17 protein-coding genes, 1 pseudogene and 1 riboswitch are annotated in these 16,947 nt (G+C 58.1%); of the genes and pseudogenes, 14 read left to right on the forward strand and 4 right to left on the reverse strand.

All coding sequences use genetic code 11. The features are described from left to right. Positions 1 to 28 precede the first annotated feature (28 nt). The 5 genes from JNB88_RS07760 to ribB all read left to right on the forward strand — a co-directional run bounded on the left by JNB88_RS07760 (position 29) and on the right by ribB (position 4,919). Positions 29 to 1,507 (forward strand): sugar ABC transporter ATP-binding protein, encoded by a 1,479-nt coding sequence (locus tag JNB88_RS07760; protein WP_220354945.1) that lies wholly within the window; start codon positions 29 to 31, stop codon positions 1,505 to 1,507. Between the two features lie 36 nt (positions 1,508 to 1,543). After that, positions 1,544 to 2,332, forward strand: a complete 789-nt coding sequence (locus JNB88_RS07765) for an SDR family oxidoreductase (RefSeq protein ID WP_220354946.1) — start codon at positions 1,544 to 1,546, stop codon at positions 2,330 to 2,332. 4 nt (positions 2,333 to 2,336) lie between these two features. After that, a complete protein-coding gene (gene tpiA / locus JNB88_RS07770) occupies positions 2,337 to 3,074 on the forward strand; it encodes a triose-phosphate isomerase (RefSeq protein WP_220354947.1) in 738 nt (245 codons plus the stop codon). Positions 3,075 to 3,143: 69 nt separating this feature from the next. Continuing rightward, positions 3,144 to 3,926, forward strand: a complete 783-nt coding sequence (locus JNB88_RS07775; RefSeq protein ID WP_220354948.1) for a glucose 1-dehydrogenase — start codon at positions 3,144 to 3,146, stop codon at positions 3,924 to 3,926. Positions 3,927 to 4,034: 108 nt separating this feature from the next. Further along, positions 4,035 to 4,179, forward strand: a riboswitch (FMN riboswitch). A 113-nt stretch (positions 4,180 to 4,292) separates the two neighbouring features. Further along, positions 4,293 to 4,919 carry a 3,4-dihydroxy-2-butanone-4-phosphate synthase gene (gene ribB, locus JNB88_RS07780; protein WP_220354949.1) on the forward strand — a complete coding sequence of 209 codons (627 nt, stop codon included), beginning with the start codon at positions 4,293 to 4,295 and terminating at the stop codon, positions 4,917 to 4,919. A 202-nt stretch (positions 4,920 to 5,121) separates the two neighbouring features. On the opposite strand, the gene istB is transcribed toward ribB, so the two are convergent. Together istB and istA are read right to left on the reverse strand one after the other, a co-directional pair. Further along, entirely contained in the window at positions 5,122 to 5,862 is a 741-nt protein-coding gene (gene istB, locus JNB88_RS07785; protein ID WP_220354950.1) for an IS21-like element helper ATPase IstB, read from the reverse strand. Beyond that, positions 5,852 to 7,377, reverse strand: a pseudogene (gene istA, locus JNB88_RS07790) (IS21 family transposase). Before istA ends, istB begins: the two are co-directional and overlap by 11 nt. A 328-nt stretch (positions 7,378 to 7,705) precedes the next feature. Between istA and JNB88_RS07795 the strand changes: the two are divergent. The 6 genes from JNB88_RS07795 to JNB88_RS07815 all read left to right on the forward strand — a co-directional run bounded on the left by JNB88_RS07795 (position 7,706) and on the right by JNB88_RS07815 (position 11,221). Further along, entirely contained in the window at positions 7,706 to 8,716 is a 1,011-nt protein-coding gene (locus tag JNB88_RS07795) for a Gfo/Idh/MocA family protein (RefSeq protein WP_220354951.1), read from the forward strand. A gap of 11 nt (positions 8,717 to 8,727) precedes the next feature. Beyond that, entirely contained in the window at positions 8,728 to 9,825 is a 1,098-nt protein-coding gene (locus JNB88_RS07800; RefSeq protein WP_220354952.1) for a Gfo/Idh/MocA family protein, read from the forward strand. A 4-nt stretch (positions 9,826 to 9,829) separates the two neighbouring features. Further along, positions 9,830 to 10,240, forward strand: coding sequence for a VOC family protein (locus JNB88_RS07805; RefSeq protein WP_220354953.1), 411 nt, complete (start codon positions 9,830 to 9,832; stop codon positions 10,238 to 10,240). 123 nt (positions 10,241 to 10,363) lie between these two features. Continuing rightward, positions 10,364 to 10,492 (forward strand): DUF2934 domain-containing protein, encoded by a 129-nt coding sequence (locus JNB88_RS34550; protein ID WP_420832170.1) that lies wholly within the window; start codon positions 10,364 to 10,366, stop codon positions 10,490 to 10,492. Next, positions 10,489 to 10,635 carry a hypothetical protein gene (locus tag JNB88_RS34555; protein ID WP_420832171.1) on the forward strand — a complete coding sequence of 49 codons (147 nt, stop codon included), beginning with the start codon at positions 10,489 to 10,491 and terminating at the stop codon, positions 10,633 to 10,635. Before JNB88_RS34550 ends, JNB88_RS34555 begins: the two co-directional genes overlap by 4 nt. 46 nt (positions 10,636 to 10,681) lie before the next feature. After that, the gene (locus JNB88_RS07815) at positions 10,682 to 11,221 is read left to right on the forward strand and encodes a carboxymuconolactone decarboxylase family protein (RefSeq protein WP_220354954.1); all 540 of its coding nucleotides are present in this window, start codon (positions 10,682 to 10,684) and stop codon (positions 11,219 to 11,221) included. An 18-nt stretch (positions 11,222 to 11,239) separates the two neighbouring features. On the opposite strand, the gene JNB88_RS07820 is transcribed toward JNB88_RS07815, so the two are convergent. Further along, complete coding sequence (locus JNB88_RS07820; RefSeq protein ID WP_220354955.1) at positions 11,240 to 12,667, reverse strand: FAD/NAD(P)-binding protein; 1,428 nt, start codon at positions 12,665 to 12,667, stop codon at positions 11,240 to 11,242. 276 nt (positions 12,668 to 12,943) lie between these two features. Here JNB88_RS07820 and JNB88_RS07825 point away from each other — a divergent pair, with 276 nt between their 5' ends. The 3 genes from JNB88_RS07825 to JNB88_RS07835 all read left to right on the forward strand — a co-directional run bounded on the left by JNB88_RS07825 (position 12,944) and on the right by JNB88_RS07835 (position 15,594). Next, positions 12,944 to 13,780 carry a MetQ/NlpA family ABC transporter substrate-binding protein gene (locus JNB88_RS07825; protein WP_220354956.1) on the forward strand — a complete coding sequence of 279 codons (837 nt, stop codon included), beginning with the start codon at positions 12,944 to 12,946 and terminating at the stop codon, positions 13,778 to 13,780. A 94-nt stretch (positions 13,781 to 13,874) separates the two neighbouring features. After that, positions 13,875 to 14,960 (forward strand): methionine ABC transporter ATP-binding protein, encoded by a 1,086-nt coding sequence (locus JNB88_RS07830; protein ID WP_220354957.1) that lies wholly within the window; start codon positions 13,875 to 13,877, stop codon positions 14,958 to 14,960. Beyond that, positions 14,941 to 15,594, forward strand: coding sequence for a methionine ABC transporter permease (locus JNB88_RS07835; RefSeq protein WP_037135880.1), 654 nt, complete (start codon positions 14,941 to 14,943; stop codon positions 15,592 to 15,594). Before JNB88_RS07830 ends, JNB88_RS07835 begins: the two co-directional genes overlap by 20 nt. A gap of 1 nt (position 15,595) precedes the next feature. On the opposite strand, the gene JNB88_RS07840 is transcribed toward JNB88_RS07835, so the two are convergent. Then, complete coding sequence (locus tag JNB88_RS07840; protein WP_220355082.1) at positions 15,596 to 16,942, reverse strand: LLM class flavin-dependent oxidoreductase; 1,347 nt, start codon at positions 16,940 to 16,942, stop codon at positions 15,596 to 15,598. Positions 16,943 to 16,947 lie beyond the last annotated feature (5 nt).

The raw sequence follows: 16,947 nt of genomic DNA on the forward strand, positions 1-16,947 counted from the left end.
CAGCGTTTAGATCTTGAGGAGGTGTGCCATGACTGATCCGGTTCTTTCACTAAGAGGCATATCCAAGCGCTACGGACCACTTCAGGTCTTGAAGAACGTCAGCCTGGATGTCTATCCCGGCGAAGTGGTCGCACTTCTCGGGGAGAACGGAGCGGGAAAGTCAACGCTCTCCGGCATCATCGCCGGGTCGCGCACGCCATCCGAAGGATCCATGACTTGGCTGGGGCAGTCCTATGCCCCAGCCACCCCAAGAGAGGCGATCGACAAGGGCGTTGTCCTGATCCATCAGGAACTGCAACTCTTGCCACAGCTCTCCATTGCAGAAAACGTCTTCATTGGCCGTTGGCCAATGAAGAACGGTGTTGTTGATCGTGCGCAGATGGTCCGCCGCGCCCAAGAACAGCTGGCCCGCCTCAACCTGCATATTCCTGCGACCCGGAAGGTCGAGGGACTTTCTACGGCAAATCAACAACTCATAGAGATCGCCAAGGCACTTGCTCTCAATGCCAAGCTGCTGATCCTCGACGAACCGACGGCTGCCCTTGGCGGCGCGGAGACCGAGGCTCTATTCGAGCAGGTCCGAAAGCTCCGCTCGGAGGGCGTCGGCATCATCTACATCTCTCACCGCATGGAGGAGATCAAGAAAATCACCGACAGGATCGTGGTGTTGCGTGACGGCGAGCGCGTGCAGGAATTTGCGGACAGCTCCACTCCCGTCCGCACCATCGTCGAGAGCATGGTCGGACGCTCGCTCGAACGGATGTTTCCGACGCTCCCAGTACCGACCGACCGACCTGTGCTGCAGGTCTCGGGTTTGAGTTCGCCTGAAAATTCATTTCGCGACGTGACCTTTGACGTCAAGGCGGGCGAGATCCTCGGGATTGCTGGACTGGTGGGAGCGGGTCGTACTGAACTAGTTCGTGCCATATCTGGAGCGGATCCGATCAGCGCAGGCTCGATAAAGCTCGAAGGTCAAGAGCTCACACTGCGCGACCCAGCCGACGCGATTGCCAAGGGCATTGCCATGGTTCCGGAGGATCGCAAGGATCAAGGGCTGGTCGTGGGTCACAAGATCGGCGAGAATATAATTTACGCCAATCTGGACAAGCTGGGTGGTGGTTGGATCACGCCAGGCGCTAAGCGTACATTCGCAGAGAAGGCCGTCGCCAAGTTTGGCGTGAAAGGTCGGGCGGAGCAGTATGCCTCCGACCTCTCGGGCGGTAATCAGCAAAAAGTAGTCATCGCCAAATGGCTGATGCGCGATCCGAAGGTTGTTGTCCTCGACGAGCCTACCCGGGGCATCGATGTCGGCGCCCGCGCGGGTATCTACGACATCATTGCGAATCTCGCCAAACAGGGTGTTGCGGTCATCGTCGTCAGCTCGGACCTCGAGGAAGTTCTCGGGGTATCGAACCGCATCTTGGTCCTCGCGCAGGGCAAGCAGGCAGGAATTCTCAACCGTGACGAGGCGAACGATGTCTCCGTCATGGAACTAGCGACAATCTAAATAGTCGAAACAATGCAGTTATAGAAAGGAAGAGCGATGTCCGACATCTCTCTGAACGCCCCAAAGCTATTCGATCTCAGCGGCCAGGTTGCCCTCGTGACCGGCGCAGGAAGCGGAATTGGCCAGCGTATCGCTATCGGTCTTGCGCAGTGCGGTGCAGACGTAGCGCTGCTTGATCGTCGCACAGATGACGGTCTAGCCAATACAGCTAGGTTCATTCAGGCTGCCGGTCGACGTTCACTACAAATCGCGGCTGACGTCACCAGCAAGTCATCTCTCGGCGAGGCTGTAGCGCGGACAGAGGATGAATTGGGCCCATTGGAACTTGCTGTCAACGCGGCTGGTATAGCCAACGCCAATCCCGCGGAAGAGATGGAGGAGGACCAGTATCAGACGTTGATGGATATTAATCTCAAGGGCGTCTTTCTTTCCTGCCAAGCCGAGGCTCGCGCGATGCTGAAGAACGGGCGAGGCGCCATCGTCAACATTGCGTCAATGTCTGGCGTGATCGTCAACCGGGGACTGAGCCAAGCACACTATAACGCCTCCAAAGCAGGCGTAATTCATATGTCGAAGTCGTTGGCGATGGAGTGGGTGGAGCGCGGGATCCGTGTCAACACGATTTCTCCTGGGTACACTGCGACGCCTATGAACACACGACCGGAGATGGTTCATCAGACAAAGCTGTTTGAAGAGCAGACACCGATGCAGCGTATGGCAACGGTCGATGAGATGGTAGGTCCAGCTGTGTTCCTTTTGTCGAATGCTGCAAGTTTCGTGACCGGCGTCGACCTCCTCGTCGACGGTGGGTTCTGCTGCTGGTGATGCCATGAGAAAGCTTATTGCAGGCAACTGGAAAATGAACGGTCTCGCTTCCTCCCTGGCTGAGATCGAGGCGCTGAAGGGACTAACGGGCACGGCGGCGTGCGATATCGTCGTCTGCCCGCCCTTCACGCTGATTGAAAAAGCTTCTGTGCTGTCCAATGGGTCGAACATTGTAATCGGCGCCCAGGACTGCCACCCGCAAATTTCAGGTGCACACACTGGGGATGTCTCAGCAGAAATGGTTGCAGATGCGGGTGCTCGTTTCGTAATTGTCGGCCATTCCGAACGTCGCGTGTTACATCATGAAACCGACGCTACGGTTGCCAGCAAGGCGACTACGGCTCAAAAGGCCGGACTGACGGCGATCATCTGCGTAGGTGAGACCCGCAGTGAGCGCGACCAGGGGAAAGCAGTTGAGATCATCGATGGGCAATTGCGTGGGTCAATTCCGGCTGGTGCCTCAAGCTCCAACATGGCAATCGCATACGAGCCCGTCTGGGCGATAGGAACTGGCCTTGTTCCGACCTTGGAGCAGATCGAGGAGATCCATGCCTCCATCAGGCGGATGCTCGAAGAGCGTCTAGGCGAGGACGGTCGTGAGGTGAGAATTCTCTATGGGGGTTCGGTAAAGGCTTCAAATGCTGCCGATATCCTCAGGATCGCCAACGTGAACGGAGCCCTGGTTGGAGGCGCTTCATTGAAGGCTGCAGATTTTGCCGAGATCATTTTGGCCGCCTCCTGATGGCAGCCTAGCGAATTTCGGCTGCCGCTTTTGAGCTTCAACATCGTCAGACAATCAGAAGGAAAGACTATGAGACGCTTCGAAAACAAGACTGTCGTCATCACCGGCGGAAGCCGCGGTATTGGTGCTGCAATCGCCAAGCGGTTCGCGCGAGAAGGAGCCAACCTCGTGGTTTCCGCCAACGAAGATTCGGTCCATGCCGTCGCTGAGCAGATCAAGTCGGACGGTGGCAAAGCTATCTCGTTCGTCGGAGACGTCACCGATAAGGCCAGCGTTAAAGCACTCTACGACGCGGCGGAAAAGGAATTCGGCAGCATCGACGTATCGATCCAGAACGCAGGCGTCATTACGATTGCCCGTATCGAGGATATGACCGAAGGCGAATGGGACAAGGTCCTGGCGGTTAACACTAAAGGCGTCTTCCTGTGTGCACAGGAAGCGATTTTGCGGATGCGCAAGCATGGACGTGGTGGCCGTATCATCAATACAGCGTCGGGTCAGGCGCGTGACGGTTTCATCTTCACCCCGCACTATGCTGCCTCAAAGATGGGCGTTGTTGGCATCACTCAAAGTCTCGCCAAAGAGGTGGCAAAGGAAAACATCACCGTAAACGCCTTCTGCCCAGGTATCATAGAGACAGATATGTGGGCCTACAACGATCAGGCTTGGGGCAAGCTGCTCGGCAATTATGGCCCGGGCGAGTTGATGAAGGAATGGGTTGAAGGTATTCCTATGAAGCGTGCCGGATCGGGCGAGGACGTTGCTGGCCTCGTCACCTTCCTTGCTAGCGACGATGCCACTTACATCACTGGCCAGACGATCAATGTTGATGGTGGCTTGATCATGTCCTAGCCCCCCCGTTCGACAATGGGGAACGGTGCGTTTATGGCGCGAAGGTTTTTTTCGCGAGTTTATCGCACCGTTCCTCTTGCGATCTGATACAGTGAATGTCTATGTTACTCATGTTCTCAGGGCGGGGTGTAACTCCCCACCGGCGGTATCGAGGCAACTCGGAGCCCGCGAGCGCTTTCGTGAAAGCGAAGGGTCAGCAGATCCGGTGAGATGCCGGAGCCGACGGTCATAGTCCGGATGGAAGAGAGCAACGCAGGGGTCGCCGTGTTCGACGACGACTTGTATGCTTGTTCGCCCAAGGGAAAATTGTGGCTGTTAAAGGCCATGCTCGCCGCTCCCGCGGCAACCCTTGAAAGGCAGAAGAGAATGGCAATTTCCAAGATTGATGATGCGATCGCCGCGATTGCGCGTGGCGAAATCGTCGTTGTAGTCGATGACCGCGACCGTGAAAACGAAGGGGACCTCGTGATTGCCTCCGAGGCAGTTACTCCCCAATCGATTGCGTTCATGATGAACTACGCCCGTGGCCTCATCTGTGTCGCGATGGAGGGCGAGAGGCTCGATGAACTCGATATTCCCCTGATGGTTCCGCGCAATACCGAAGTACTCAAAACGGCGTTCACTGTGTCAGTGGACTATATCCCAGAAACAACTACCGGGATTTCCGCTGCCGATCGCGCAGCGACCGTCAGGGCTCTCGTCACCGACGGTTCCCGTCCCGAGGATTTTGCACGTCCAGGACATATCTTCCCGCTTAGAGCCCATCCAAACGGGGTTCTTTCGCGTCCAGGCCACACAGAAGCGGCGGTTGACCTTGCCCGGCTTGCTGGTCTCTCTCCATCGGGCGTGATCTGCGAAGTGGCAAACGACGACGGAACGATGGCTCGGCTACCAGAGCTGGAAGTGTTTGCCGAGAGACACGGTCTTCACCTTATTACCATTGAAGATTTGATTGCTTACAGGACGTCCAGCCTGTCCTTCAAGGCCGCTTGATTTGGCAATTTTTGGCGCGGCTTCGGTAGAGAAGTTGCGCCAAAACAAAATACCCCGCCGTGGGACCTACGAGCATTCCTCTCAATTTGGGAGCTAGCTACGGGATAGCATCCTTCCTGTTGATTTGCGCTGAGAGTTGACCCGGGGATTTGCACTGAGAAGTGACCCGCCTTTTAGATATCGTGCGTGTCGGTCTTGATGGTCAAGCTCTTGCGTTTCTCCTTTGCTGTTTTGGGCTTTCGAGGATGTGGCAATGATGGGTGAGCCGGTCGAGCAGCGCGGTTGTCATCTTTGCATCGCCGAACACGCTGGCCCATTCGCTGAAGCTGAGATTGGTGGTGATGATGACGCTGGTGCGCTCGTAGAGTTTGCTCAGCAGATGGAAGAGCAGCGCACCACCTGACGCGCTGAATGGCAGGTATCCCAGCTCGTCGAGAATGACGAGATCGGAATGGACAAGGCGATTAGCGATCTGCCCGGAGCGACCTTGTGCCTTTTCCTGTTCCAGTGCGTTGACCAGTACGACGGTCGAGAAGAACCGAACCCGCTTGTGGTGATGCTCGATGGCCTGGACACCGATCGCCGTGGCAATGTGCGTCTTGCCCGTGCCGGGGCCGCCAACCAGGACAATGTTATTGGCGTCATCGAAGAATTCGCAGCGGTGGAGCTGTTGCACGAGCGCCTCGTTGATCTCGCTGCTGGCGAAGTCGAAGCCGTTCAGATCGCGGTATGCAGGAAAGCGTGCGATCTTGAGCTGGTAGGCCGTCGATCGCACCTCTCGTTCAGCCGTTTCCGCTTTCAGAAGCTGTGACAGGATCGGAATGGCAGCTTCAAACGCCGGCGCTCCCTGTTCTGTCAGCTCTCCGACGGCTTGAGCCATGCCGTGCATCTTCAATTGCCGTAGCATGATGACAATCGCACCGCTTGCCGGGTTATGACGCATGACGAACCTCCGTCTTTCTCAAGGTGTCGTAGCGTTCGACATTGGCCTTAGGCTCATTGGTGAGCACCAGTGCCTGGGGTGCGTCGAGCGTCGGCGGCGTGAAGGATTTGCCATCGACAAGGCGATGCAGCAGATTCAACACGTGAGTCTTGGTCGGAACCCCGGACTTCAGCGCCATGTCGACGGCCGACAGGACTGCTTGCTCATCGTGCTGAAGAACAAGCGCCAGGATATCGACCATCTCCCTGTCTCCACCCGGCTTCTTGAGCAGGTATTGCTGCAGGTTCTTGAGTGCGTCCGGTAGCTCGGCGAACGGAGCACCATTGCGAAGACCGCCGGGTTTGCGCTGTACGACAGCCAGATAGTGCCGCCAGTCGTAGATGGTCTGTCCCGGGCAGTCATGGGAACGATCGATGACGCGGTGATGCTCGCAGACGATCTGACCTTCCGCTGCGATAACGACACGATCCGGATAGACCCGAAGGCTTACCGGGTGATTGGCGAAAGAGGCCGGGACGCTGTAGCGCTTGCGCTCAAGATGCACGAGGCAGGTCGGCGTGACACGCTTTGTATATTCGACAAAGCCATCGAACGGCCTGGAAACAGGCATGAGAGCCAGAGCCTCCTCAGCCCAGATGTCGGCAATGGTGCCGCGTACCTGACCATGCGGTGTCTTTGCCCAGAACTCCTTGCACCGAAGCTCAAGCCAATCATTCAAGGCTTCCAATGATGGAAAGCGCGGGATCGGTTGAAAGAAGCGATGACGCGCATCCTGAACGTTCTTCTCGACCTGCCCCTTCTCCCAACCTGAAGCCGGATTGCAGAACTCGGGCTCGAACAGGTAGTGGCTGGCCATCGCCATGAAGCGGACGTTGACGTCACGCTCTTTTCCACGGCCAACCTTGTCGATCGCTGTGCGCATGTTGTCGTAGATGCCACGGCCAGGAATTCCACCGAAGACGCGGAACGCATGATTGTGCGCGTCGAACAGCATCTCGTGGGTCTGCAGCAGGTAGGCCCGGACGATAAAGGCACGGCTGTAGCTCAGCTTTGTATGTGCCACCTGCAGCTTGCTGCGTTCATTACCAATGATGGCCCAATCCTCAGACCAGTCGAACTGGAACGCCTCACCCGGTTCAAATGCCAGCGGGACAAACGTGCCACGTCCTGTCGTCTGGAGTTCTCTCTGTCGGTCCGATCTCCATTCTCGAGCAAAGGCTGCAACGCGGCAGTAGGAACCATCATAGCCGAGGCTCACCAGATCAGAATGTAACTGCTTATCGTCCGCTTCTGCTTGCGGCTCTTCTTGGATTCGGTCTTCAGCCAAGCGGATAGCCGATCCGCGAATGGATCAAGCTTGTTCGGCCGCTCCGGAACATTGAACTTCGGTTCAACGCCGCCGGCACGCAGATATTTGCGGATGGCATTCCGGGATAAGCCCGTCCTGCGGCATATCTCCCGGATCGATAGCTGATCCCGAAAATGCCAGCGTCGGATTACGCTCAGTAACGCCATGTCGATCACTCCAGAGCCCCCGCTGAAACCACAGGGGATGATTGAAACATGGGTCAATTCTCAGTGATATTTTCCCGCTGTCCCGGGTCAGCTCTCAGCGCAAATCAACACCCCGCCAGTGCTGAGGAAGCAGCGACAGCACACAAATAAATAACTATTTAGATACAACTTTTTATCGCGTATTTTCCGTAACTTAGCAGGTTGCTCCGCCTCTTGCGCCAGCTATTCAATCTTGACAGCGATTGGGTTTCAGGATCTGTTTCGGCCGGAGGAGGTTCCCGGACTCACAATCCGGACCCTATGAACTCCCCAGGAGGACATTGCCGTTATGTTGAGATTTGCCGTCGTCGGGATCGATCATGGACACACGTTTGATCACGTGAAAGGGTTGCTTGCGGCAGGTGCGGAATTCGCCGGATACTGCCCACAGACATCAGTGCCCGCACTGCTGGAAACATTCCAGAAGACCTACCCGGACGCCCCGCAGATCGACCGCGACGCTATTTTCGCCGATCCCTCGATCGACGTGATCTGCATCGCCGCGATCCCAAGCGACCGCGCAGGTTTGGCCGTCCGGGCCATGAAGGCCGGCAAGGATGTCATGACTGACAAGCCTGGCGTGACCACATTCGCCCAGCTTGAAGAGGTTAGACGCACAGTTGCCGAGACCGGCCGAATCTTCTCGATCTGCTTTTCCGAGCGTCATTGCGTGCGCTCCGCAGTCAAGGCGGGAAAACTGGTAAAGCAAGGCGCGATCGGCACGGTTATCCAGACCCTCGGCATGGGACCGCATAGGCTACAGTTGCCAACACGGCCAAGCTGGTTCTTCGATCCCGAACAGTTCGGCGGCATCATTGTCGATATTGCATCCCATCAGGTCGACCAGTTCCTCTTCTACACAGGCTCGACGAGCGGCGAAGTGGTGGCAAGCTCAGTCGGCAATTTTGGTATGCCGGACAAGCCGGCTTTTCAGGATTTTGGCGAAGTCCTCCTTCGCTCGGAGCGGGCGTCGGGCTACGTTCGCGTCGACTGGTTTACGCCGGAAGCTCTGCCAACCTGGGGCGACGGCCGCCTGACAATCCTCGGCACCGAAGGTTATATCGAACTGCGCAAATATATTGATATCGCCGGGCGTCCGGGTAAGGACCACTTGTTCCTCGTCAACGGCAAGGAAATGGTCCATATCGATTGCAGCGGCGAGAAGCTCGAGTATTTCGACGCCTTTGCTGCCGATGTGCGCGACCGCACCGAGACGGCGATGTCCCAAGATCATGTCTACGAAGTCTGCCGCCTGTCACTGGAAGCACAAGCAAAGGCTGCCCGTCTGGGTCATCGCTGAGGAGCCGGGTCATGTCCAAGAAGTTTCGTGTCGGCGTCATCGGAGCGGGCATTGCCGCACGCCACCTGACGGGTTTTGCCTGGAACAAGGAATTGTTTGATGTCACTGTCCTATGTTCTTTGGACGAGGATCGGGGCAGGGCGCTATGTGAAGAATTCGGCATTCCTGAATATACGCAGGATGCTGAAACGATGATCGCTCGCTCCGATCTCGACATTATCGACATCTGCACACCGCCGAGCTCGCATTTCGAGCTTTGCCGAAAGGCAATCGAGGCTGGGAAGCATGTGATCTGCGAAAAGCCGCTATTTGGTTCAATCGCCGAAGTGGACGAAATGGCCCGCATTGTCGCGCGCGCCGAAGGCCCGAAGCTCATGCCGATCTTCCAGTACCGCTATGGCTCCGGGCTTCAGAAATTGAAGATGCTGATTGACCTCGGACTGACCGGGAGCCCGTTTCTGACGACGATCGAAACCCATTGGTGGCGTGGACCGGACTACTACGCAGTGCCATGGCGCGGCAAGTGGGTGACCGAGCTCGGCGGCGGCCTCCTCGGCCATGCCATTCACGCCCACGATATGCTCAACTACGTGCATGGCGCATGCGCTGAAGTCTTCTCCTTTGGGGCGACACTCGTCAATCCGATCCAGGTCGAGGATACGGCCGCATTGTCGGTAAGGATGAAGAATGGGTCGCTGGCGACGCTGTCGATGACGCTGGGATCGCGCAAGGAAATCTCCCGTCTGCGGTTCTGCTTCTCCGATCTTGTCGTCGAGAGCATTCTCGAACCCTATACGATGGGCCGCGACCCGTGGACCTTCATTGCGGGGACAGAAGAACATCAAAGGCGCGTGGACGAAGCACTTGCTGCCTATGTTGTCAACGAGGACGGCTATACCCGCCAGTTTGAACTGTTCCACCACGCATTGACCACCGGTGGCGAGTTGCCGGTAAGCTTGGAGGATGCGCGCAACTCACTGGAGCTCGTTACAGCCGCCTACCATTCGCAACGCACCGGCCTGCCGACGCCTCTGCCTATCCTCGCCGACCATCCGCTCTACCACTCCTGGCTGCCGGAAGAAGAACGCCGCCTGGCCACGGGAGCCTAATGCAATGATCAAAGGCTTCGAGCATGTCGGCATGGTGACCGGCGATATGGACAAGTCGCTCGCCTTCTATTGTGATCTCCTGGGCCTCAGCCTTCACCTGCGCAAGACCATGGCCAATGGTACGGAAGTGGCCTTCCTTGACGCCGGTGGCGGCATGCTCGAGATATTTGCGCCGCCGGGCGGCAGCGCGCGTGCCGGGGACCTGCCGGCGTCCACATCAGGCGTGCTGCATATCACCTTTCGTGTTGACAGCGTTGATGAAAGTTTCGCGACGCTGGAAGCGGCTGGCGTCGAGATAAAGGAAAGACCACGTGCCGCGGTCAACTCGGAGGTGCTGGACAGGGTCGCTTTCGTTCGTGATCCCGACGGGATCATCGTGGAGTTGGCTGAGCGTCGCCACGCCCCGAAGGATTGACGGTCCTCGCGCGAGAACAGATTGACCGCCGGATCGAATTTTCCGCACTGCAGTAACGACTCCGTAATGCCCATTTGTCAGCTTGATGAAGGCGACAATTTCCTTTCATTGGTAGGGGCTGGCATGTCACGCAGTAAGGACGATTGGATCAATCAGCGTGCCTACGCGCTCTGGGAAGCAGAAGGCCGTCCGGCGGGACGAAGCGACATCACTGGCAACAGGCCGCATCCGAGTATAAGCAACTCGAATTGACGCGCGCCTCTGAGGACGGTAGCGACCTCATAGAACGCTTGCAGACGATGGGTCGCCTGATGCGGTCGAAGAACAACGGTGGTGTCGTCGCGACCACAGCCCGCGACGATATGAAAGTCGGCGAGCGAAAGTCGTCGGCCTAACGTACACACTACCGCTTCCCAAAGTGCCGGACTTGAGAGATTTGTCATGAGCCACATCCCGAAGATCGACTACCCGACGGCTTCCGAAGAGGTTAGGGCCGCGCATGACGAGGAGGTGCGGGTGCGCGGACGCATGACGAACATGAAGCGTACGCTGCTCCATTCCCCGGTCGCCCACCGTATCTATGCCGAGTGGTTCACGCTCCGCCGCGAACTTCAGGCAATCGACGACAGATCGATCTGGATCTTCTCGCACGCCATTTCGAAAGCTGCCGGTTCGAAGATCGCAATCACCTTCTTTCGACGGGCCCTGATTACCGCAGGCTTTGATCCGGAAGCACTGACGCTCTCTGAGGAGGAAGCTCTCCTCGATGCCTTCGGAAAGGCAATCGTTGCCAACTCCAATGCAATCCCCGCGGAGATCTGGACCGGGTTGAAGGCCCGCTATGATACCAAGACACTGGTCGATCTGGTCGCTTTTGCCGGCATCATGCTCGCCACAGCGGTCTTCAACAATGTCGTTGAGATTGACTTCGATCCAGAACTTGAGGCCTTCGCGGAAACTGCAGCCAACTCGTCTTCCTGACACCCACCGCAGCAGCAGCTAGGTCCGCACGTTCCTCGCACTTACCTTTCTCGCAAGCTCATTGGCCACGAAGGCGGCATGCTCACTGATCTGCGGTAGGCCCATCAACTCTCCGAATGTGCCGCGTGCCAGCGGACCAGAGATCAACAAGGTCGGATCTGGCCGATCGTCGCCTCCAATCGCTTCTGAGCGGTCGGTGCAGGCAATGCCGAGACCTGTAGGATCGAGCCGCAAGTGCGACTGATCGTGTAACTTTGAAAGCCATGCCTGGCTTTTCAGGATGCCACCATGCGCCGGTCCCGTCGTCACGACAACGGCGTCAAAGCTCCGCTCCACCGGGCTGCCATTACGCCTTTTCAGTTCAACGTGGATGGCTTCATCGTCACGCTTCGCATTGAGGACTGAGGCCGCCAGCACCTCCATCCTGCCTTCAGCAATGGCCTGCTCAAGCACGTCTTCTACCTGGGGTGCGATCCGGAAGCGATGAACGTCCCAGTACGGCCTGATGTGACGTGCAATCCGGCAGCGCTCGGCAACGGGCAGGTTTTGCCAGATCGCATGCCCGTGGCTGCGCACCTGATCGATGACGGCGTGCCAGGTCAGCCCCGCCAGCTTCGCATCGTCAATTGTGCGCCTGACGCTGCGCAGCAACGCTGCGGCGCTATGGGCGGGAGCGGCCTCGAACTCCCCAAATGGATCCTGCGGATTCGGCGCGTGCCCCCTCGATCTCAGTCCCCGTCGCGAGATTGACGTAACCGGTCCTCGATGCCCGGTCCTTGCAAGCGATGCCACAATGTCGGCCGCCGTCAGACCGTTTCCAACGATCAGCAATCGATCGAGAGGGCGGATGGCATCAAGTGACCCAGGAACCGTTGAATCGGCGACAAACCGTGGATGGCCTTCAAGACTTCTCAGAGCGCCCGGCGTCGAGGGCGCTGGATGGCTGGTGGCGATCACCACGAAATCGGCAAAACATTGCCCGCCCTGGCTATCAAATATCTGCCAGAGCGTGCCGTCGCGGCGTACCTCCGTAACCCTCGCGCGACGATGGCGTACGCTACCATTGCGCAGGAGCGGCGACAGTGCAGAGGCGACATAGGCACCGAAAACGTGACGGCGAGGATAGAGGCTGCCATCAGGCCTGTGAGCATCAGGGTCATCCGCAACAGCATCAGTACGGCCGATCCACTCGACAAAATCCTCCGGCCTGTCAGGCAGAAGGCTCATGCGGGCGGCGGGAACATTGATGCGATGGGCCGGATCGGCGGTATCGTAAGCGAGACCGCGGCCGAGTTCACCGCGCGGTTCAAAGACAAGGATTGCCGGTGGTGTGCCGATCGAGGAATGTGTCAGGTGGTAGGCCACCCCGGCGCCCGAAACGCCTCCGCCGATAATCGCGACCACGGGTCGGCGGATCGTGCCGCCGCTACTGCCCTCTGCTATCATGCCGTCAATGCCCGCGGTAGAAAATCACTATGACAATCAGAGCACAGATTTGTCCTTCGCGCTCGGATGGTTTAATTTAGTGAGCAGCAAGCGGGCCGGCAACGACAATATTCTATAAAATCAGTAGAATTTTTATCCCGCGACTCCGGGCAAGCACCGAAGAGTTTTTCCGTGCTGCAGCGCAATAGAGATCGGATTGCTTGGTTTACGATCAGCAGTTTTGAAATTATCTCAGCCGTTCCAGCACACATCAAATAGAAGACGGGAAACACCAAAATGAACAAGAAGACGTCCGCCACACCAAGCCTGACACGTCGCGCAAGCCTTGCCGCGATCGCAGCGTCGACCTTTGCACTCGTTGCGTTCGCCGCACCTGTTGCCTCTTTCGCTGAAGACAAGTCGATCAAGGTTGGCATCATGAGCGGCGAGGACGAAGACGTCTGGCGGGTTGTGACCACCGAGGCTGCAAAAAACGGCCTGAAAATCGAGACCGTCGTCTTCAACGACTACACCCAGCCGAACGAAGCGCTCGAGCGTGGTGAAATTGACGCCAACGCATTTCAGCACAAGCCCTATCTCGACAATCAGGTCGAGCAGCACGGCTATCATATCGTCCCGGTCGGATACACCGCCGTCTGGCCCATCGGGCTTTACTCCAAGAAGCACAAAACTGTCGCCGAAATCGGCGAAGGTGCGACAATCGGCGTTCCGAACGATCCCTCCAACGAAGGCCGTGCCCTGCGGGTCCTGCAGAACGAAGGCATCATCAAGTTGAAGGATGGCACAGGCATTCTTGCCACTGTGACCGATATCGCCGAGAACCCGAAGAACGTCGAGATCAAGGAGCTCGATGCCGGCGTTGTTGGCCGTGCCATCGAGGATCTTGATGCCGCCGTAGTCAACACCGACTGGGCCTTGAAGAGCGGACTGTCTGCTTCCGATCGCATTGCACAGGAGCCGATCGCCCACAACCCTTATCGCAACTTCATCGCGGTCAAGCAGGGCAGTGAGAACGAGGCCTGGGTAAAAACACTGGTTTCCTCCTACCAGAACGATGCGGTTAAGGCCGAGTTCGACAAGGTGTATAAGGGAACCGGCGTCAGCGCCTATTAATCAACTATTCGCGCCGGGGGTTAGGCGCGTTTGAACAAGGCGGCCCGGGCGTTCCTTGCCCGGGCCGCCTTGGGCGTTTCCGAAGGGAAAGACTATGAATTCAGTTGTATCGGCCTCCGCGATAGAGGCCCCGCCGGAAGTCGTGCCGGAAGAGGTGGTTCGCCTCGTTGACGTGCATCGGCATTTTGGCGCCACAGCCGCACTCGATGGTATCTCGCTAACCGTTCACAAAGGCGAGATCTTGGGCATCATTGGCCGCAGCGGTGCCGGCAAATCCACGCTGATCCGCTGCCTTAACGGTCTCGAGCGGCCTGACAGCGGCGAAATCGAGATCGAAGGCCAGAGCATCGTCGGCCTCGACGAAAAGGAATTGCAGCCCCTGCGCCGTCGCGTCGGCATGATCTTCCAGCACTTCAATCTGCTGTCATCGAAGACCGTCGAGGAAAATGTAGCTCTGCCGCTCAAGATCGCCGGTGTTTCGAAGGCCGAGCGTCTGAAGCGCGCCCAGGAATTGCTGGAGCTCGTCGGGCTTGCCGGCAAGTCAAAGGCCTATCCATCTTCTCTGTCAGGTGGCCAGAAGCAGCGCGTTGGCATCGCTCGAGCGCTTGCCGCACGCCCGGCATTGCTACTTTCGGACGAGGCGACATCCGCTCTCGATCCTGAAACGACCCGTTCGATCCTGACCTTGCTCAAGGATATCAACCGCAAGCTTGGTCTCACGATCCTGCTGATTACCCACGAGATGGAGGTCGTTCGCAACATTGCCGATCGCGTCGCCGTGATTGACGCAGGCCGCATCGTTGAAGAGGGCGAGGTGTGGTCGGTCTTTGCCGATCCGAAAGCGCCGATTACCCAGAGCCTGCTTTCGGGAAGCCGCCCGCAGTTGCCGGAGCATATCGCAGCACGGCTCTCGCCGACGTCAGGGCAGGAGGCGATCCTCAGCATCGACATGGCAGGGCCGGCCGCGCAAGGCGCCGTCTTCGCCGACCTGTCAACTGCCTTGCCGCAGTCCTTTCGGCTGGTCCATGGCGGTATCGATCATATCCAGAACCAGCCCGTCGCACGGTTCTTCATTGCTGTCCCGATGCGCGACCCGGCACTCAAGGACAAGGTTCTGCAATTTCTGAAAGCCCGCTCGGCGCGGGTGGAGGTTCTCGGCTATGACACCGATCATGTTTAATCTTCTGCTTCGCTCCCTCTGGGAGACGATCCTGATGACGGGTGCCTCCGGGTTGATTTCGCTTGTCTTCGGCCTGCCGCTCGGTCTCGCCCTTGTCTTGACCAACAAGGGAGGAATTGCCGAGAACGCCTGGATCAACGGTGTCCTCGGCGCGATCATCAACGGCTTCCGCTCGGTACCCTTCATCATCCTGCTGGTTGCCCTGATACCGCTTACGCGGCTGATCGTCGGCACGGCGCTCGGCACCTGGGCAGCCATCGTGCCGCTTGCGATTGCCGCAACGCCCTACTACGCGCGCATCGCGGAAGTGTCACTGCGTGAGGTGGATCGCGGCCTGATCGATGCAGTGCGGGCCATGGGCGGCAATCGCTGGACGATTGTCCGTGAGGTCCTGGTTCCCGAAGCACTGCCGGGGATAGTCGCAGGCTTCACCGTGACGCTGGTTACCCTGATCGGAGCATCCGCGATGGCCGGCGCAATCGGTGCTGGTGGCCTCGGCGACCTTGCCATCCGCTACGGCTACCAGCGCTTTGAGACGACAATCATGGTTGCCGTCGTTGCGGTGCTTATCGTGTTGGTCTGCGGAATCCAGTGGCTCGGCGATCGCCTGGTCGCTCGCCTCGACCACAAATGATTCAAGTGCGAAATGCGGCGGCAGGATGCGAAGACGGCAGCCTGCCGCTGCCGCCGAACAACTTTTGTCGAAGCGGCCCTTCAGCGTAGTCTGCTTTGAACAGACCGCGCTCCTGCAGCACCGGCACGACAAGATCGACAAAGTCGCGCAAGCTTTCCGGCGCCACGGTGCGCGCCAGATTGAAACCATCCACACCGCCCTGCGAAACCCATTCCGCCAGGCGATCCGCGACCTGCTCTGGCGAGCCGACGATCGGCTTCATCCGGCTGCCAAGCACCATCTGATCGGTGATCTGGCGCAACGTCACCGGCCTTGACGCCTCCTTGGTGATTGCAGCCAGTGCAGACTGGTTGGCATTGGTGGATGTCTGCTCGATCGGATCATCGGGCCCATACTTCGAGAAATCGACACCTGTTGATGCGGAGTAATGGGCGAGCGATGCCTCGACGCTGGCATGCCTCCGGTAATCCTCAAGTTTGCCCTGTGCCTCTTTTTCCGTGCGCCCGACAACGACCGTGACGAGGCTGAGTACACGCAAAGCCTCGGCCCCACGCCCGTTCAATTCAGCCTTGCGCCGCAATACATCGACTGTCGGCTTGGCCGCCTGGGGGCTTGGCGTTGCGATGAATACGCATTCGGCGTGCCTTGCGGCGAAGTCCTGCCCGCGTGCAGACGCTCCCGCCTGGAAGAGCAGCGGTGTCCGCTGCGGCGACGGTTGTGACAGGTGGATTCCCTCCATCCGATAGTATTTGCCGGCATGGCTGACTGCGCGCACCTTGGACGGATCTGCAAAGACGGCCCGTGACTTGTCGCAAACTACCGCACCGTCGTCCCAGCTTGCCTCCCAAAGCTTGTAGAGGATTTCAAGGTATTCCTCAGCCGCATCATAGCGCTGATCGTGCTCGGGAAGCTGCTCAAAGCCCATCGCACGCGCGGCACTGTCGAGATAGCCGGTGACAATGTTCCAGCCGATGCGCCCCTTCGTTAAATGGTCGAGCGTCGACATGCGCCGCGCAAGCAGAAAGGGCGGCTCATAGGTGGTGTTGACCGTAACTCCGAACCCCAGATTCTGCGTGGCATAAGCCATCGCCGAAATCGGCATGAGTGGATCGTTGACGGGGATCTGCGCGCCGGCCTCGATGACCGGGCCCGGACTGCCTTTGTAAACGTCATAGACGCCGACGATATCCGCAAGAAATATGCCATCCAGTTTGCCGCGCTCGGCTGTGCGGGCAAGGTCCACCCAGTAGTCGAGGTCCGTATAGTGGAGCGATCGATCGCGTGGATGGGTCCACAGGCCATGATTGATATGCCCGACGCAGTTCATGTCGAACGCGTAGATCTGCATCTGCT

The organism is Rhizobium cauense, assembly GCF_019511525.1.
Taxonomy (GTDB): Bacteria; Pseudomonadota; Alphaproteobacteria; order Rhizobiales; family Rhizobiaceae; genus Rhizobium; species Rhizobium cauense.

Excerpts from the sequence above, each read along its gene's own strand:
- JNB88_RS07760 (WP_220354945.1), top strand. The coding sequence starts at position 29 with ATGACTGATCCGGTTCTTTCACTAAGAGGCATATCCAAGCGCTACGGA.
- JNB88_RS07765 (WP_220354946.1), top strand. The coding sequence starts at position 1,544 with ATGTCCGACATCTCTCTGAACGCCCCAAAGCTATTCGATCTCAGCGGC.
- tpiA (WP_220354947.1), top strand. The coding sequence starts at position 2,337 with ATGAGAAAGCTTATTGCAGGCAACTGGAAAATGAACGGTCTCGCTTCC.
- JNB88_RS07775 (WP_220354948.1), top strand. The coding sequence starts at position 3,144 with ATGAGACGCTTCGAAAACAAGACTGTCGTCATCACCGGCGGAAGCCGC.
- ribB (WP_220354949.1), top strand. The coding sequence starts at position 4,293 with ATGGCAATTTCCAAGATTGATGATGCGATCGCCGCGATTGCGCGTGGC.
- istB (WP_220354950.1), bottom strand. The coding sequence starts at position 5,862 with ATGCGTCATAACCCGGCAAGCGGTGCGATTGTCATCATGCTACGGCAA.
- JNB88_RS07795 (WP_220354951.1), top strand. The coding sequence starts at position 7,706 with ATGTTGAGATTTGCCGTCGTCGGGATCGATCATGGACACACGTTTGAT.
- JNB88_RS07800 (WP_220354952.1), top strand. The coding sequence starts at position 8,728 with ATGTCCAAGAAGTTTCGTGTCGGCGTCATCGGAGCGGGCATTGCCGCA.
- JNB88_RS07805 (WP_220354953.1), top strand. The coding sequence starts at position 9,830 with ATGATCAAAGGCTTCGAGCATGTCGGCATGGTGACCGGCGATATGGAC.
- JNB88_RS34550 (WP_420832170.1), top strand. The coding sequence starts at position 10,364 with ATGTCACGCAGTAAGGACGATTGGATCAATCAGCGTGCCTACGCGCTC.
- JNB88_RS07815 (WP_220354954.1), top strand. The coding sequence starts at position 10,682 with ATGAGCCACATCCCGAAGATCGACTACCCGACGGCTTCCGAAGAGGTT.
- JNB88_RS07820 (WP_220354955.1), bottom strand. The coding sequence starts at position 12,667 with ATGATAGCAGAGGGCAGTAGCGGCGGCACGATCCGCCGACCCGTGGTC.
- JNB88_RS07825 (WP_220354956.1), top strand. The coding sequence starts at position 12,944 with ATGAACAAGAAGACGTCCGCCACACCAAGCCTGACACGTCGCGCAAGC.
- JNB88_RS07830 (WP_220354957.1), top strand. The coding sequence starts at position 13,875 with ATGAATTCAGTTGTATCGGCCTCCGCGATAGAGGCCCCGCCGGAAGTC.
- JNB88_RS07835 (WP_037135880.1), top strand. The coding sequence starts at position 14,941 with ATGACACCGATCATGTTTAATCTTCTGCTTCGCTCCCTCTGGGAGACG.
- JNB88_RS07840 (WP_220355082.1), bottom strand. The coding sequence starts at position 16,942 with ATGCAGATCTACGCGTTCGACATGAACTGCGTCGGGCATATCAATCAT.